Raw genomic sequence first — 15,027 nt, forward strand, 5'->3', positions numbered from 1 at the left:
CCGGATCGGTTGCATCGCGTGTCTCATTGCGTGAGGTCGATCTCGTAGGTGGCGAGGTTCTTGCCCGAGCCGTCGTCGGCCGCGACCTGCGTGATGCCGGTCAGGCCGGCTGCCGCCGCGTCGCCGAGGCGGTTCGGTGCGGACGCGAACTGCACGTGCGCGACCGAGCTCGCGAGCTTCGTGAAGCGCCAGCTGCGCTGCGCGCCGTCCGCCGTGCGCGTGATCGCGCCGCGCTTCTTGATGAACGCGATCAGCACGTCGCGGTTCGCGTCGGGCGACGCGAAGATCGTCTTGCTGCCGTCGAGGCCCGGGAAGTTGCCGCCGCCGCTCGCGCGGTAGTTGTTGGTCGCGACGATGAACTGCGCGTTCGGGTCGATCGGCGCGCCCTTGTACGTCAGGTTCCTGATCCGGCTGCCGACCGGCTGCGTGACGTCGATTTCATAGGCGAGATCGGCCGACGTGAACATGTCGAAGTTGTAGCCGGGGAAGGTGCCGACGAGCGGCTGCACGGTCGCCTTGGTCGGGTCGATCCGGTTGAAGCGCTTCGCGGCGGTTTCGAGCCAGTTCTTCACGTCGGCGCCGCTGACCTTCACCGCATAGACGGTGTTCGGATACAGGTACAGGTCGGCCGCGTTGTTGATCGCGAGCGCGCCCGGCGCGACGTCGGTATAGTCGGTGCCGCCGCCGAAGCCGCTCTTGAACGGCGCGCTGACCGACAGCACCGGCAGCGACGCGTATTGCGGCAGGTTCGCCTGCACGTAGGTCTTCACGTAGTCGGCCTGCGCCTCGTTGACGATCTGGATCGCGCCCGGATCGCCGACATCGGCGAAGTACGAGTTCATCCGGTAGTCGGTCGAGCCGATCGGCGTCTTCACGTAGTCGATCGTCGCCTGGTGCTCGGCGGCGATCGCGGCGGAAACCGACGGATCGGCCGCCACGTAGCTCTTGTCGGCGTTCTGGATCGGCCGCGCCTCGACGGTCGTCTGCGACTTGTCGACGCTCCACGTCTTGCCGTCGAACTTCAGGCCGAGCTTGATCACGCCGAGGTGCTTGCCCCAGTAGTTGGCCATCACGGTCGGCACGCCGTTGACGGTGCCCTTGACCTTGTCGACGCCCGGCAGGTTGAACTGCGACACGGTGCTGTTCGCGTCCGGGAACACCTGGTGCGAGTGGCCGATCAGCATCGCGTCGATGCCGGTCACCTTCGACAGCCACCAGCTGCCGTTCTCCATCGTCGGCGAATACGCGGAATTGTCGAGGCCGCCGTGCGAGATCGCGACGACGAGATCGGCGCCCTTCGCGCGCATCTCCGGAATGTACTTCTCGGCCGCTTCCTTCAGGCCGGTCGTATAGACCTTGCCGTCGAGCCAGCGCTTGTCCCAGTTCATGATCGCGGGCGGCGTGAAGCCGATGATGCCGATCTTCACGGGCGCGCTGACCGTCTTGCCGTCCGGCGTCGTGGCGGTCACGGTGCGGGTCAGGATCGTGTACGGCGTGAACAGCGGCGCGTTGGTCTTCGCGCTGATCACGTTCGCGAGCACCTGCGGGAAGTTCGGGCCCGCGCATTTCTTCTGCTGGGCCGGCGCCGGGAGGCCGTCGACCTCGAACGTGTTGCCGGTTACCTGCGACAGGTACGGCAGCCCGTAGTTGAATTCGTGGTTGCCGATCCCGCCGCCGTCGAATTTCGCGGCGTTCATCACCTTGTAGATCGCGAGCGTCTGGTCGCAGCCGACCGGCTTCACGAGCGCCTGGTAGTCGGACAGCGCGGTGCCCTGGATCGTGTCGCCGTTGTCGAGCAGCAGCGTGTTCGGGTACTGCTTGCGCGCCTGCGCGATCAGCGTCGACACGCGTTCGAAGCCGAGCGAATTGTCGGCGGCGAGCTTGAAATAGTCGTACGACAGCACGTTGGTGTGCAGGTCGGTCGTCTCGAGCAGGGCGAGCGTGGCCGTCGTGCCGACGGGCGCCTGGGCTGCCGGCGGCGTCGCCGGCGGCGAGGTGACGTCGTCGCCGCCGCAGGCGGCGAGGATGAAGGCGAGGCTGGCGAGCGCGGCGATGGCCGGCACGCGACGGCGGGAAAGCAGGGGGAGACGCATCGGTTGTCCTGTTCGGTGTTCTGTTTTATGAAACGCGAGGTGCGCAACGATTGGCGGCGCGGGGCGCCGACGGCCTGATGTGCGGCGCGAGAGAGTATCGAAAGGAAACGTGACGGAAGAATGAAAGGTGGTGACGTCGGCATCGGGCGGCGAGCGGCGGCTTCCCCGCGCACGCGGGGGCGGGCGCCCGGCCGCCCCCCGGCTGCGCGCCCCGAGCTCGCCGCCCGCACGGAAATCCTCACGTCGCGGCGCCGGGCGGTTCGCTACAATGGCCGCTGTCACCTTTTTGCAAACAACCTGCCCTTGGACTTCGAGACTCCTCCCGGCCTGTCGGTCGACGCCGGCGGCCAGGGCCAGACGGTGCGCCTGACCGGCCAGTGGACCGCGCTCTCGCTTGCACGCAATCGCGGCGCGGTGGCGCGCCGTGTCGCGAGCATCGCGTCCGGGCGCGTGAGCGAATGGGATCTGTCCGGCATCGAGCGGCTCGACCACGTCGGCGGCCAGGCGCTGTGGCGCGTGTGGGGCCGCAAGCTGCCGGACGGCGTCGCACTGAGCGCCACGCAGCGCACGATCTTCGAGCGCATCGAGCGGCTCGACAGCGAGCGCGAGGCGCCCGAGCGCGTCGTGCGCGTCGATCCCGTCACGCGGCTCGGCCAGGCGATCTTCCGGTTCGGCGAGCACCTGCAGGGCGGCATCGCGCTGTTCGGCCTCGTGATCCTCGATGCGCTGTCGGTGTTGCGCCGTCCGCAGACGATGCCGTGGAAGGAGACCTCCGCGAACATCTACAGCGCGGGCGCCCAGGCGCTGCCGATCACCGCGCTCGTCGCGTTCCTGATCGGCATCGTGCTCAGCTACCTGTCCGCGCAGCAGCTGCAGATGTTCGGCGCGAACCGCTACATCGTGAACATCCTCGGGCTGTCGGTGATCCGCGAGCTCGGCCCGGTGCTGTCGGCCATTCTCGTCGCGGGCCGCTCCGGCTCGGCGATCACCGCGCAGATCGGCGTGATGCGCGTGACCGAGGAGCTCGACGCGATGCGCGTGATGGGCATCCCGCACGGGCTGCGGCTGATCCTGCCGCGCGTGCTCGCGCTCGGCGTCGCGATGCCGCTGCTCGTGATGTGGACCAACATCATCGCGCTGACGGGCGGCGCGCTCGCCGCGAAGCTCGTGCTCGGGATCGACGTCAACTATTTCGTGCGCTCGCTGCCGGGCGTCGTGCCGATCGCGAACCTGTACATCGGGGTCGGCAAGGGCGTCGTGTTCGGCATGCTGATCGCGCTGGTCGCCTGCCATTTCGGCTTCCGGATCAAGGCGAACTCGCAGAGTCTCGGCGAAGGCACGACCACGTCGGTCGTGACGTCGATCACGGTCGTGATCCTCGCCGACGCGGTGTTCGCGATCCTGTTCCAGAACGTGGGGCTCGGATGAACGCATCGAACGAAACGACCGCGCACGCCGCGGCCATCGGTGCCGGGTCGGTCGGCGAGCGGCCGGCCGCGGCGGCCGATCCCGGCGATCTCGTGATCGAGGTGCGCAACCTGACCAAGCGCTACGGGCGCAACATCATTCACCAGAAGCTCGACTTCGACGTGCGGCGCGGCGAGATCGTGTCGATCGTCGGCGGCTCGGGCTCCGGCAAGACCACGCTCGTGCGGCAGATCCTCGGCCTCGAGCGGCCGACGTCGGGCACGATCAAGGTGTTCGGCGAGGATACGGCGACGATCGACGACGCGAGCGCGCGGATGATGCGCACGCGCTCCGGGATGCTGTTCCAGCAGGGCGCGCTGTTCTCGTCGATGACGGTGTTCGACAACGTCGCGCAGCCGCTGCGCGAGCTCGGCCGCGTGCCGCCGGACCTGCTGCACGACATCGTGATGCTCAAGCTCGAGATGGTCGGGCTGCCGTGCAAGCACGCGTCGAAGATGCCGGCCGCGCTGTCGGGCGGGATGGTCAAGCGGGTCGGCATCGCGCGTGCGATCGCGCTCGAGCCCGAGCTGCTGTTCCTCGACGAGCCGACGGCCGGCCTCGATCCGCAGGCGTCGGACGAATTCGTCGAGCTGATCGCGACGCTCCACCGCACGCTCGGGCTGACCGTCGTGATGGTGACGCACGATCTCGACACGATGGTCGCGCTGTCGACGCGCGTCGCGGTGCTGGCCGACCGCAAGGTGCTGGTCGCCGCGCCGGTGGAGGAGGCCGCGAACGTCGATCATCCGTTCATCCACGAATATTTCCTGGGGCTGCGCGGGCGCCGCGCATTGCAGGCGCTGCCGCCCGAGCGGCGCGCGAAGCTGCCGAAGGCGGCCCTCGAACCGGCGCTGTCGAGCGTCGAGCTGTAGGAACGAAGGAATCCGCGAATGGAAAACAAATCACATGCGTTCTGGGCCGGCCTGTTCACGATCGCGCTGACGCTCGCGATCGCGGGCACCGTGTTCTGGTTCAACGTCGACCGCACCGTGCGCGTGCCGTACGACCTGCTCGCGCGCACCAACGTGACGGGGCTGTTCCCGGACGCGGCCGTGCGCTTTCGCGGGCTCGACGTCGGCAAGGTGCAGTCGATCGGCTTCGACCGCGCGCACCCGGGGCAGATCCGGATCCGGATCCTCGTCGACCACGACGCGCCGATCACGCAGTCGACCTACGGCAGCCTCGGCTTCCAGGGCGTGACGGGGATCGCGTTCGTGCAGCTCGAGGACACGGGCCGCGACCTGGCGCCGCTGCCGTCGTCGCCGAAGGCGATCGCGCAGATCCCGATGCGGCCGAGCCTGTTCGACCAGATCCAGGAGCGCGGCGACGTGCTGCTGCGGCAGCTCGAACTGGCCGCGAAGAGCGCGAATGCGCTGATGTCGCCCGAGATGCGCGAGCAGTTGCGCGCGACCGCCGAAAGCCTGCAGCACGCGGCCGACGGTGCCGCCACGCTGACGAAGCAGCTCGGCCCGGCGGTCACCGCGCTGCCGGAAACGATGCACGAGGTGAATCGCGCGATGGCGTCGGCAAACACGCTGCTGCAGCCGAACGGGCCGCTCGTGTCGAACCTGAACAAGGCCGGCACGGCCGCCGAGCAGGTCGGCGTCGCCCTGAACGATCTCAACGCGCGCGTGCAGTACGACACGCTGCCGCGCTTCAACGCGCTGGCCGGCAGCGTCGGCGATGCGTCGCGGCAATTGAAGGACGTGGCCGGTGAACTTGGCCGCAACCCGCGCAGTCTGTTGTTCGGTTCGCCCGGCGCGGCGCCGGGGCCCGGCGAGCCGGGCTTCGTCTGGCCGGGTGCGACGGCCGGGCAGTGACACCCTTCGAAACCGGAAACATCATGCAGGAACACGCCATGCCACGAATCCTTGACCGCGCGCTGCGTCCGGCCGCGGCCGCGCTTGCCGTGCTGACGCTGACGCTCGCGGCCGGCTGCGCCGGCAACAGCGCGGCGCTGTCGAATGTCCGCTACGACCTCGGGCCGGCCACGCAGGTCGTGACCGCGGGCTCGGCCCCCGCGCTGAAGGTGCTCGACGTCGTCGTGCCCGACGCGCTCGACTCCGACAAATTCGCGTACCGCCTCGCGTACGTGGACGCGCAGCACGTGGCCGTCTATCGCGACAGCCGCTGGACGGCACCGCCCGCACAACTGCTCACGCAGCGGCTGCGCGGCGCGCTGTCGTCGCGCGGCACGGTGCTCGAAGGGGCCGACGGCGTGCGCGCGCCGACCCTCAAGGTCGACCTGAACGAATTCGAGCAGGTGTTCGACGGCCAGTCGCAGAGCTACGGCGCCGTCACCGCGCGCGCGACGCTGACGCTGGACGGCAAGGTGCTCGGCCAGCGCACGTTCGTCGCGCGCGCGCCGTCGAGCACGCCCGACGCGGCGGGCGGCGCCCGCGCGCTCGCGGCGGCGAGCAACGAGCTCGTGTCGCAGATCGCCGCATGGGTCGGCGTCCAGGCGTACGCGGGCACGCCGTGACGCGTGCCGCGCAGCCGCGATGAGCGCGACCGGCACGCCTCGCGCATCGCCGCTCGCGCGGCAGGCCTTTGCCGCTTACGCGGCGCTCATCGTCTACGCGTCGCTGTATCCGTTCGCAGGCTGGGTGTCGCTCGGCATCGGGCCGTTCGACTACCTGTTCGCGCCGATGCAGCGCTACGTGACCGCATTCGACGTCGTCACGAACGTGCTCGGCTACCTGCCGTTCGGCGCGCTCGGCGTGCTCGCGCTGCACCCGCGCTGGCGCGGCGTGGCCGCGACGCTGATCGTGGCCGGGCTCGGCGTGCTGCTGTCGGGCGCGATGGAGGCGCTGCAAACCTACCTGCCGGCGCGTGTTGCGTCGAATCTCGATCTCGCGGCCAACGCGCTCGGCGCGCTGCTGGGGGCGGCGCTCGTCGCGCCGGCCACCGGTGCGCTGCTCGATCGCGGCGCGCTGCGCCGGCTGCGCTTCGCGTGGTTCGAGGACGACGGTGCGACGCCGCTGCTGCTCGCCGGGCTGTGGCCGTTCGCGATCCTGTTCCCGTCGCCGTTCCTGTTCGGCATCGGCGACTGGCCGGCCGCGCTGTGGGAGCGTGCCGACGCGTCGATGCAGGACACGCTGCTCGCGTGGCTGCCGGCGGCGTGGCGCGTGGGCGAATGGCCCGAGCGCGTCGACGGCTGGCTGTCCGACTCCGGGTGGGAGGCCGCGCTCGGCGGCCTGATGCTGTTCGCCGCGCTGGCGATCGCGTCGCTCGCGATGCGGCCGCGCGCACCGCGCATCCGGCTGCTGATCGCGCTCGTCGCCGCGACGCTCGTGCTGAAGGCGGCCGCGACCTTCATGCAGTCGGCCACCGGCCTCGTCGTCGTGTGGGCGACGCCCGGCGCGCGGCTCGGGATCGAGCTCGGCTTCGCGGCCGCGCTCGTCGCGCTGCACGTGCCGGCGACGTGGCGCGCGACGCTGGCGGCGCTCGCGCTGCTGGCCGGCGTGGCGCTCGTGAACCTGCTGCCCGTCAACCCGTTCTTCGACTTCACGCTGTCGGGCTGGCGGCAGGGCCGCTACGTGCACTTCAACAGCCTCGCTCGCTGGCTCGCGTGGATCTGGCCCTACGCGGCGCTGATCTGGCTCGGCCAGCGCGTCGAGCACGCGTGGCTGCCGGCCGTGCTGCGCCGCTGACGCGAAGGCTGCGGCGGTTACGCCGCGATGGCCGCGGCGGTACCGCGGGCAGCGGCGTGCGCCCCTCGTTATAATCGTCCGCACGAGTGCAGTGTTCGGCACCGATCGGCACTTGTGTGCGGCGCCTTCGCACCCGTGGCCGCGTTGCAAATCCTCGCGATGCCGCCAGGCATCGCTGCGGTTTGCGCGTTGCCGCGAGCACGAATCCGCCGGCACGCAAGCGCCGCCGGGCACCGAACACTACACGCCCGTTGCCCCGCGCAGCGGCAACCGCTCCTCTTTCCGCACGGCCTCGCGCCGGGCAGCTCGCCACCACCATGGATTCCTACTACCAGCACCACGTCTTCTTCTGCCTGAACCAGCGCGAACCGGGCGCCGAACGCCCGAGCTGCGCGCAATGCGACGCGCAGACCATGCAGGAATACGCGAAAAAGCGCGTGAAGGAGCTCGGCCTCGCGGGGCCCGGCAAGGTTCGCATCAACAAGGCCGGCTGCCTCGACCGCTGCGAGGAAGGGCCGGTGATGGTCGTGTATCCGGAAGGCACGTGGTACACGTACGTCGACCAGGCCGACATCGACGAGATCGTCGAATCGCACCTGCGCGACGGCAAGGTCGTCGACCGCCTGAAGATCTGAGCGGGCGGGCCGAATGAACGTTCATACGCAGAAGTCGCTGATCGCGGGCCCGGTCGGGCAGATCGAAATCGCGGTCGACCTCCCCGATGCCGTGCGCGAAGGCGGCGCCGCGCCGCGCGGCATCGCGCTCGTCGCGCATCCGCATCCGCTGTTCGGCGGCACGATGGACAACAAGGTCGCACAAACGCTCGCGCGCACGCTCGTGCAGTTGAACTACGTGGTGTTCCGGTCGAACTTCCGCGGCGTCGGCGCGACCGAGGGCGTGCACGACAACGGCACCGGCGAGGCCGACGACCTGCTCGCGGTGCTCGCGCACATGCGCGCGCAGCCCGCGTACGCGGACCTGCCGCTCGTGCTCGCGGGCTTCTCGTTCGGCACCTTCGTGCTGTCGCACGTCGCGAAGCGGCTGCGCGACGCGGGCGGGACGATCGAACGGATGGTGTTCGTCGGCACGGCAGCGAGCCGCTGGCAGGTGGCCGACGTGCCCGAGAACACGCTCGTGATCCACGGCGAAACCGACGACACGGTGCCGATCGCGTCGGTGTACGACTGGGCGCGGCCGCAGGAACTGCCGGTCGTCGTGATCCCCGGCGCCGAGCATTTCCTGCATCGCAAGCTGCACGTGCTGAAACGCATCATCGTCGACGCCTGGCGCTAGCCGGCGCGCGGGGAGCCGGCATGACGTCGGCGGCCCGCACGGTGTTGCATGCACGCGCTCCGGCCGGCGCCGGATGCGCGTTTCCCCTCTCGCGACATCGCGCCGCGGCGTGCGGCGCGACCCGACTTCTCCTTCGCCTGCGCACACCTTTCGCACACCTTCGCGTGCGATGACGCGCAGCTTGCCGGCACCCCGCGCCCGATGAAGATGGACGGCGATCCTGCGCCAGGTTCGCGAAAACGCGCTGCGCGGCCACGTATAATGGCCGGATTCCGCGTCGCCCGCGGCCCGGCTGGGCCCATGCGGCGCTCGTTTCGCCGCCTGTCCGCCCGCTCGCGACGGCCGCGAACCGAACGCGTCCGCACGAGTCCAACCGGCGCGTTTCGCGTCGCCCGACGATTTCGGGCGAGTGCCCGAAACGCCCGCCGCCTTGCCGTTCAACCCTGCGCGTTTCGCACCGCACTTTCTGCCATCAGCCTGAATCGATCATGCGTCTGTCTTCCCAAGGCCTCAAGTCCCTCGCTTCCTCCATCGCCTTCGGCACCGCCGCGCGCAACGTCGCGCTCGGCGTGATGCTGCCTGTCGCGCTCGCGTCGACGATCGTCGTCGCCGAGGCCAAGCCGGCCGCCAAGGCCAAGGCCGCGCATGCGGCGCCGGCCGCCGAGCAGTTCACCGGCGCGCCCGCGACCTACATGCCGGGCGCGGTGCCGCCGCCGGGCGTGAATGCGCGCTCGTGGGTGCTCGTCGATGCGACCAGCAACACGGTGCTCGCGTCGGGCAATGCCGATGAGCGCGTCGAGCCCGCATCGCTGACGAAGCTGATGACGGCGTACCTCGTGTTCGAGGCGCTCGACAAGAAGAAGATCTCGATGGAGCAGATCGTCACGCCGAGCGAAGCCGTGCGCCGCGTCGGCCGCGACGAGTCGCGCATGTTCATCGAGGCGAACAAGCCGGTGTCGGTGCACGACCTCGTGTACGGGATGATCATCCAGTCGGGCAACGACGCCGCGATCGCGCTGGCCGAACTGGTCGGCGGCAGCGAAGGGCAGTTCGTCACGATGATGAACGACGAGGCGGCGCGCCTCGGCATGAAGGGCACGCACTTCGCCGACGTGAACGGCATGCCCGACCCGAACCACTACACGACGGCCGGCGACCTCGCGAAGCTGTCCGCGCACCTGATCCGCGATTTTCCGCAGTACTACAGCATCTTCTCGGAGAAGGAATTCAAGTACAACAACATCCGCCAGGGCAACCGCAACCGCCTGCTGTGGCTGGATCCGACGGTCGACGGCCTGAAGACGGGCCATACGCAGGCAGCCGGCTACTGCCTGATCGCGTCGGCGAAGCGCGCGATCCCGGGTGTGGACGGCCAGCGCCGCCTGGTGTCGGTGATGATGGGCGAGCAGAAGGAAAGCGAGCGCACGCAGGACAGCATGAAGATGCTGAACTACGGCTACAGCGCGTTCGATTCGGTGCGCCTGTTCAAGGGCGGCCAGGCGATGTCGACGCCGCGCGTCTACAAGGGCAAGGAAAACACCGTGCAGGTGGGCGTGAAGGGCGACCAGTGGGCGACCGTGCCGCGCGGCCTCGGCGACAAGGTCAAGACGGAAGTCGACGTCAACGCGCCGCTGATCGCGCCGCTCGCGGCAGGCCAGCAGGTCGGCACCGTGAAGATCGTCGCCGACGGCAAGACGCTGTCCGAATTCCCGGTCGTCGCACTGCAGGCCGTGCCGGAAGCGGGTATCTTCGGGCGTATCTGGGACTCGATCCTGCTGATGTTCAGCAAGAAGAAGTAAGCACGACGGGCCTTTGTTTTCACGACTTCATCCCCATCTGTCATAGCCATGAGCCAAGCCGAATTCGAACCGATCGTCTACCTCAGCGTGTCGTCGCAGGAGGAAATGGTGCCGCTGTCGGAAGCCCGTGTACCGGTGCTCGACCGCGGGTTCATCTTCGGCGATGGCGTGTATGAGGTTGTCCCCGTTTATGCGCACGACGGCGCGCACGTGCCGTTCCGGATCGAGCAGCATCTGGCGCGGCTCGAGCGCAGCCTGAAGAAGATCGGCATCGCCAGCCCGCACGACGACGCGGGCTGGCGCGCGCTGATCGAGCGCGTCGTCGCGGCGAATGCCGAGGGGCTCGGCGACGGCAACGCGCTCGTTTACCTGCAGGTGACGCGCGGCGTCGCGAAGCGCGGCCACGCGTTCCCGGCGAACGCGGTGCCGACGGTGTTCGTGATGACGAGCCCGCTGCGCCTGCCGTCCGCCGACGAACGCGCGCAGGGCGTGCGCTGCGTGACGGCCGAGGACCGCCGCTGGCTGCATTGCGACATCAAGTCGATCTCGCTGCTCGGCAACGTGCTGATGGCGCAGCATGCGGCCGAACGCGATGCGTTCGAGACGCTGCAACTGCGCGACGGCAACCTGACGGAAGGTTCGTCGTCGAACGTGTGGATCGTGAAGAACGGCGAGCTGCTCGCGCCGCCGCGCAGCAACAAGATCCTCGAAGGGATCCGCTACGCGCTGATCGAGGAGCTGGCCGACGAATGCAAGATCCCGTTCGTCGCGCGCGAGATCAGCGAAGTGGAATTGCGCGCGGCCGACGAGATCATGATCACGTCGGCCACGAAGGAAGTGCTGCCCGTCACGTCGCTCGACGATCTGCCCGTCCATGGCGGCAAGCCGGGCCCCGTATTCGCGGCGTTGTATGACGCGTACCAGCGTGCGAAGGCACGCGAGTTTGAACAGTTTGACCTAACCCGGAGAAAATGATGAGCGAACCGACCAAAACCATCGAGGTGACCGGCGCGATCGATACCCGGAAGGAGTCGCTGCTGGAGTTTCCGTGCGATTTCCCGATCAAGATCATGGGCAAGGCGCACCCCGAGTTCAAGGACACGATCTTCAAGGTCGTGGCCGTTCACGACAACGAGATCGACGTCGAGAAGATCGAGGAGCGCGCGTCGAGCGGCGGCAATTACACGGGCCTCACGATCACCGTGCGGGCGACCAGCCAGGAACAGCTCGACAACATCTACCGCGCACTGACCGGCCATCCGATGGTCAAGGTCGTACTTTAAGCGCCTTCCATCCTCCTTCCTGCGCGCACTCGGCGGGGGTCTTCCCCGCCGCGCGCCGCGCGTCCAGCTCGTCGCACAGCCGCTTGTATTCGGCGACTTCCTCGAGCAGCCAGGTCCTGAACGCCTGCACGCGCGGCGCGTTCAGCAGCGGCGGCGGACACACGAAAAAATAGTGCCACGGGCTCGGCCCGTCGATGTCGAACAGGCGCACGATGCGCCCGTCGAGCAGGTCGTGCACCGCGAGCGAGCGGCGCACGAGCGCGATGCCCTGGCCGTCGATCGCGGCCAGCAGCAGGTTCGACGAATCCTGGTACAGAATCCCCCGTTTCGGCTCGGTCAGCGTCTTGAGTCCGGCTGCGTCGAACCACGGCCGCCACAGCTCGTCGTCCGAGCGCAGCAGGTTGTAGTGCACGAGATCGGCGGGCGTTTGCGGCAGCTTGCCGCCGTTCAGCGTCGGCGCGCACGCCGGAAAGAACACTTCGTCGAACAGCGGCTCGACATGCAGCCCCGGATAACTGCCGTGGCCGAAGCGGATCGCGAGATCGACGTCGTCGCGCGCGAAATCGGTGAGCGAGTTGGTCGACTGCAGCTCGACGTCGATTTCCGGATGCCGTTCGATGAACGAGCCGATGCGCGGCGTGATGAAGCGCGCGGCGAACGACGACAGCATCGACACCACGAGCCGCCGGTCGCGGTCGCTCGCGCGCACGTCGCGCGTCGCGTCGGCGATGACCATCAGCGCGGTGCGGATCTGCTGCGCGTAGCGCATGCCGGCGTCGGTCAGGCACAGCCGCTTGCCGTTGCGCGTGAACAGCTGCACGCCGAGCTCTTCCTCGAGCGCGCGCACCTGGTGGCTGACCGCGCCGTGCGTGACGTACAGCTCGTCGGCGGCGCGCGAGAAATTCTCGTGACGGGCGGCGGCTTCGAACGCGCGAATCGCGTTCAGCGCAGGCAGCTGGCGGAGGTCCATTTGCTAATTTTCCTCACATCGACGTGAAAATTGGTCGTTTTGTCGGACGCCTTGAAGTGACTACGATTGTAGCCATCGAAGCACTTATTGGCGGAGTCGATCATGCAAGAAATTTCTTCAAGCATCACGTTCGAAATCCCGATGGGCGAAACCGTGCCGTTGAAGGTACAACGCAGCACGCGGCTGGTGGTGCAGTGCGGCCCGGTGTGGGCGACGCGCAGCAACGACGTCGACGATTACTTCCTGGTCGACGGCGAGACGCTGAAGCTGCGCCGCGGCGAGCGGCTGTGGCTCAGCGCGGAAGGCCGGGAGGGCGCGCGCGTGGCGTTCTCGGTGTCGCGGCCGCCCCGGGAAGTCGCGCTCGGCGGGCTGGCGCGGCTGCGCGAACGCGTGAGCGCGCTGCTCCACGATGGGTGGCGCACCGTCTGACCATCATTTCCTCCGACGGATACCGGCGATCCGTCCCCCCTCCGAGGCCGGCGAGACCGACGGGTTTTCGGTAAACTACCGCCCATGTCCGTTTCGCCGGTTTCCATCGTGTCCACGCCTGTTGCCGTTTCCGCATCGCCCGCCGGGTCCCCGGATCAGCCGGCCCCGCCGGTCACCGTGCGGTGGCGGGGCGTCGAGACTTACGAGACGAGCTTCGACGCGATGCGCGCGTTCACCGACACGCGCACGGCCGACACCGGCGACGAGATCTGGCTGGTCGAGCATCCGCCCGTCTACACGCTCGGCCAGGCCGGCGACCCGGCCCACCTGCTGGTGGCCGACAGCGGCGTGCCGCTCGTGAAGGTCGACCGCGGCGGGCAGATCACCTACCACGGCCCCGGCCAGATCGTCGCCTACCTGTTGCTGGACCTGCGCCGGCGCAAGCTGATGGTGCGTACGCTCGTGACGAAGATCGAGGAGGCCGTGATCGAAACCCTCGCGGCGTATAATCTCGCTTCGGTCCGCAAGGCGGGCGCGCCCGGGATCTACGTGGCGTCCGGCATGCACGAGGGCGCGAAAATCGCCGCGCTCGGCCTGAAGATCCGCAACGGCTGCAGCTATCACGGGCTGAGCCTGAACGTGAAGATGGATCTGCGCCCGTTTCTTGCGATCAACCCGTGCGGCTATGCCGGACTGGAAACTGTCGACATGGCGAGCCTCGAGGTTGCCGCCGACTGGAACGACGTCGCCCATACGCTGGTGCGCCGTCTGATCGCCAACCTCGACGGCGCATCCGCGGCCGCCGACAAGCCGCAGGCACTGGAACAACATTCGAATGACTGACGTTACCGCTTCCCCCGCACCGGCCGATCCGGCCGCGACCCCTGCCTACGATCCGACCGCCAAGCAGAAGGCGCAGGCGAAGACGGCGCGCATCCCGATCAAGGTCATTCCGATCGAAAAGCTGAAGAAGCCCGAGTGGATCCGCGTGAAGGCGGCCACCGGCAGCTCGCGCTTCAACGAGATCAAGACGATCCTGCGCGAGCACAACCTGCATACGGTGTGCGAGGAAGCGAGCTGCCCGAACATCGGCGAATGCTTCGGCAAGGGCACCGCGACGTTCATGATCATGGGCGACAAGTGCACGCGCCGCTGCCCGTTCTGCGACGTCGGCCACGGCCGTCCCGATCCGCTCGACGCGGATGAACCGAAGAACCTCGCGCGCACGATCGCCGCGCTGAAGCTCAAGTACGTGGTGATCACGAGCGTCGACCGGGACGACCTGCGCGACGGCGGCGCCGCCCACTTCGTCGAGTGCATCCGCGAAACGCGCGCGCAGTCGCCGGACACGCGCATCGAGATCCTGACGCCGGACTTCCGCGGCCGTCTCGACCGCGCGATCTCGATCCTGAACGCCGCGCCGCCGGACGTGATGAACCACAACCTCGAAACGGTGCCGCGCCTGTACAAGGAAGCGCGCCCGGGTTCGGACTACGCGCACTCGCTGAAGCTCCTGAAGGACTTCAAGGCGCTGCATCCGGACGTCGCGACGAAGTCGGGCCTGATGGTCGGCCTCGGCGAGACCGAAGAGGAAATCCTGCAGGTGATGCGCGACCTGCGCGCGCACGACGTCGACATGCTGACGATCGGCCAGTACCTGCAGCCGTCGGAGCACCACCTGCCGGTGCGCGCGTACGTGCATCCCGATACGTTCAAGATGTACGAGGAAGAGGCGTACAAGATGGGCTTCACGCACGCGGCCGTCGGCGCGATGGTGCGGTCGAGCTATCACGCCGACCTGCAGGCGCATGGGGCAGGGGTGGTCTGAGCCCCCTTGCTTCGTCGACCTCTGACGAACCCGAAAAAAGCCCGCAGCGATGCGGGCTTTTTCGTTGGTGCGGCCGCCGCCCGCGCATTCGCACGGCAATCGCCACCCGACCGGACACGCAATCCGGTCGAGCATGGAAAGCAAAGCTGAAACAGCATCGATAGCTTCGCAGGATAAGTTCGCTCCCGCCGCGCGCAAAGCTCCTATAGTCG

The 15,027-nt window shown here is 68.4% G+C and carries 15 protein-coding genes; 13 read left to right on the forward strand and 2 right to left on the reverse strand.

Annotation, left to right across the window (positions count from 1 at the left end):
* Positions 1 to 23: 23 nt before the first annotated feature.
* Positions 24 to 2,093, reverse strand: coding sequence for a bifunctional 2',3'-cyclic-nucleotide 2'-phosphodiesterase/3'-nucleotidase (locus ABY44_RS10780; protein WP_060171927.1), 2,070 nt, complete (start codon positions 2,091 to 2,093; stop codon positions 24 to 26).
* A gap of 303 nt (positions 2,094 to 2,396) precedes the next feature.
* Here ABY44_RS10780 and ABY44_RS10785 point away from each other — a divergent pair, with 303 nt between their 5' ends.
* The 10 genes from ABY44_RS10785 (at position 2,397) to ABY44_RS10830 (ending at position 11,588) form a co-directional block, all read left to right on the forward strand.
* A complete protein-coding gene (locus tag ABY44_RS10785) occupies positions 2,397 to 3,521 on the forward strand; it encodes an MlaE family ABC transporter permease (protein WP_027789023.1) in 1,125 nt (374 codons plus the stop codon).
* Positions 3,518 to 4,432: an ABC transporter ATP-binding protein gene (locus ABY44_RS10790; RefSeq protein WP_060083211.1), complete on the forward strand. Its 915-nt coding sequence runs from the start codon at positions 3,518 to 3,520 to the stop codon at positions 4,430 to 4,432. Before ABY44_RS10785 ends, ABY44_RS10790 begins: the two co-directional genes overlap by 4 nt.
* A gap of 18 nt (positions 4,433 to 4,450) precedes the next feature.
* A complete protein-coding gene (locus ABY44_RS10795; protein WP_059687446.1) occupies positions 4,451 to 5,380 on the forward strand; it encodes an MlaD family protein in 930 nt (309 codons plus the stop codon).
* Between the two features lie 38 nt (positions 5,381 to 5,418).
* Positions 5,419 to 6,042, forward strand: a complete 624-nt coding sequence (locus tag ABY44_RS10800; protein ID WP_060171925.1) for an ABC-type transport auxiliary lipoprotein family protein — start codon at positions 5,419 to 5,421, stop codon at positions 6,040 to 6,042.
* A gap of 19 nt (positions 6,043 to 6,061) precedes the next feature.
* A complete protein-coding gene (locus ABY44_RS10805; protein ID WP_059697009.1) occupies positions 6,062 to 7,213 on the forward strand; it encodes a VanZ family protein in 1,152 nt (383 codons plus the stop codon).
* A 317-nt stretch (positions 7,214 to 7,530) separates the two neighbouring features.
* On the forward strand, positions 7,531 to 7,848 hold the full coding sequence (locus ABY44_RS10810; RefSeq protein ID WP_011694422.1) for a (2Fe-2S) ferredoxin domain-containing protein: 318 nt from the start codon (positions 7,531 to 7,533) through the stop codon (positions 7,846 to 7,848).
* 13 nt (positions 7,849 to 7,861) lie between these two features.
* Positions 7,862 to 8,506 (forward strand): alpha/beta hydrolase, encoded by a 645-nt coding sequence (locus ABY44_RS10815; RefSeq protein ID WP_027789027.1) that lies wholly within the window; start codon positions 7,862 to 7,864, stop codon positions 8,504 to 8,506.
* Between the two features lie 488 nt (positions 8,507 to 8,994).
* Positions 8,995 to 10,305: a D-alanyl-D-alanine carboxypeptidase family protein gene (locus ABY44_RS10820; RefSeq protein ID WP_027789028.1), complete on the forward strand. Its 1,311-nt coding sequence runs from the start codon at positions 8,995 to 8,997 to the stop codon at positions 10,303 to 10,305.
* Positions 10,306 to 10,353: 48 nt separating this feature from the next.
* Entirely contained in the window at positions 10,354 to 11,280 is a 927-nt protein-coding gene (locus ABY44_RS10825) for a D-amino acid aminotransferase (RefSeq protein WP_027789029.1), read from the forward strand.
* Positions 11,280 to 11,588: an HP0495 family protein gene (locus ABY44_RS10830; RefSeq protein WP_011353335.1), complete on the forward strand. Its 309-nt coding sequence runs from the start codon at positions 11,280 to 11,282 to the stop codon at positions 11,586 to 11,588. The genes ABY44_RS10825 and ABY44_RS10830 overlap by 1 nt, the downstream gene beginning before the upstream one ends.
* Here ABY44_RS10830 and ABY44_RS10835 read toward each other — a convergent pair.
* Entirely contained in the window at positions 11,572 to 12,558 is a 987-nt protein-coding gene (locus tag ABY44_RS10835) for a transcriptional regulator GcvA (RefSeq protein WP_059697008.1), read from the reverse strand. The two genes, ABY44_RS10830 and ABY44_RS10835, sit on opposite strands and share 17 nt — an antisense overlap.
* Before the next feature lie 102 nt (positions 12,559 to 12,660).
* Between ABY44_RS10835 and ABY44_RS10840 the strand changes: the two genes are divergently transcribed.
* The 3 genes from ABY44_RS10840 (at position 12,661) to lipA (ending at position 14,815) form a co-directional block, all read left to right on the forward strand.
* On the forward strand, positions 12,661 to 12,987 hold the full coding sequence (locus ABY44_RS10840; protein ID WP_059697016.1) for a DUF2917 domain-containing protein: 327 nt from the start codon (positions 12,661 to 12,663) through the stop codon (positions 12,985 to 12,987).
* 84 nt (positions 12,988 to 13,071) lie between these two features.
* On the forward strand, positions 13,072 to 13,830 hold the full coding sequence (gene lipB, locus ABY44_RS10845) for a lipoyl(octanoyl) transferase LipB (protein WP_060171922.1): 759 nt from the start codon (positions 13,072 to 13,074) through the stop codon (positions 13,828 to 13,830).
* Positions 13,823 to 14,815 (forward strand): lipoyl synthase, encoded by a 993-nt coding sequence (lipA, locus tag ABY44_RS10850; protein ID WP_011886137.1) that lies wholly within the window; start codon positions 13,823 to 13,825, stop codon positions 14,813 to 14,815. Before lipB ends, lipA begins: the two co-directional genes overlap by 8 nt.
* Positions 14,816 to 15,027 lie beyond the last annotated feature (212 nt).

It is taken from the genome of Burkholderia sp. ZZQ-2 (assembly GCF_050768715.1).
Classification (GTDB): Bacteria; Pseudomonadota; Gammaproteobacteria; order Burkholderiales; family Burkholderiaceae; genus Burkholderia; species Burkholderia cepacia.

Coding starts and splice junctions, on each gene's coding strand:
- ABY44_RS10825 (WP_027789029.1), top strand. CDS start 10,354: ATGAGCCAAGCCGAATTCGAACCGATCGTCTACCTCAGCGTGTCGTCG.
- ABY44_RS10795 (WP_059687446.1), top strand. CDS start 4,451: ATGGAAAACAAATCACATGCGTTCTGGGCCGGCCTGTTCACGATCGCG.
- lipB (WP_060171922.1), top strand. CDS start 13,072: ATGTCCGTTTCGCCGGTTTCCATCGTGTCCACGCCTGTTGCCGTTTCC.
- ABY44_RS10815 (WP_027789027.1), top strand. CDS start 7,862: ATGAACGTTCATACGCAGAAGTCGCTGATCGCGGGCCCGGTCGGGCAG.
- ABY44_RS10780 (WP_060171927.1), bottom strand. CDS start 2,093: ATGCGTCTCCCCCTGCTTTCCCGCCGTCGCGTGCCGGCCATCGCCGCG.
- ABY44_RS10800 (WP_060171925.1), top strand. CDS start 5,419: ATGCCACGAATCCTTGACCGCGCGCTGCGTCCGGCCGCGGCCGCGCTT.
- ABY44_RS10820 (WP_027789028.1), top strand. CDS start 8,995: ATGCGTCTGTCTTCCCAAGGCCTCAAGTCCCTCGCTTCCTCCATCGCC.
- ABY44_RS10830 (WP_011353335.1), top strand. CDS start 11,280: ATGAGCGAACCGACCAAAACCATCGAGGTGACCGGCGCGATCGATACC.
- ABY44_RS10805 (WP_059697009.1), top strand. CDS start 6,062: ATGAGCGCGACCGGCACGCCTCGCGCATCGCCGCTCGCGCGGCAGGCC.
- ABY44_RS10840 (WP_059697016.1), top strand. CDS start 12,661: ATGCAAGAAATTTCTTCAAGCATCACGTTCGAAATCCCGATGGGCGAA.
- ABY44_RS10835 (WP_059697008.1), bottom strand. CDS start 12,558: ATGGACCTCCGCCAGCTGCCTGCGCTGAACGCGATTCGCGCGTTCGAA.
- lipA (WP_011886137.1), top strand. CDS start 13,823: ATGACTGACGTTACCGCTTCCCCCGCACCGGCCGATCCGGCCGCGACC.
- ABY44_RS10810 (WP_011694422.1), top strand. CDS start 7,531: ATGGATTCCTACTACCAGCACCACGTCTTCTTCTGCCTGAACCAGCGC.
- ABY44_RS10790 (WP_060083211.1), top strand. CDS start 3,518: ATGAACGCATCGAACGAAACGACCGCGCACGCCGCGGCCATCGGTGCC.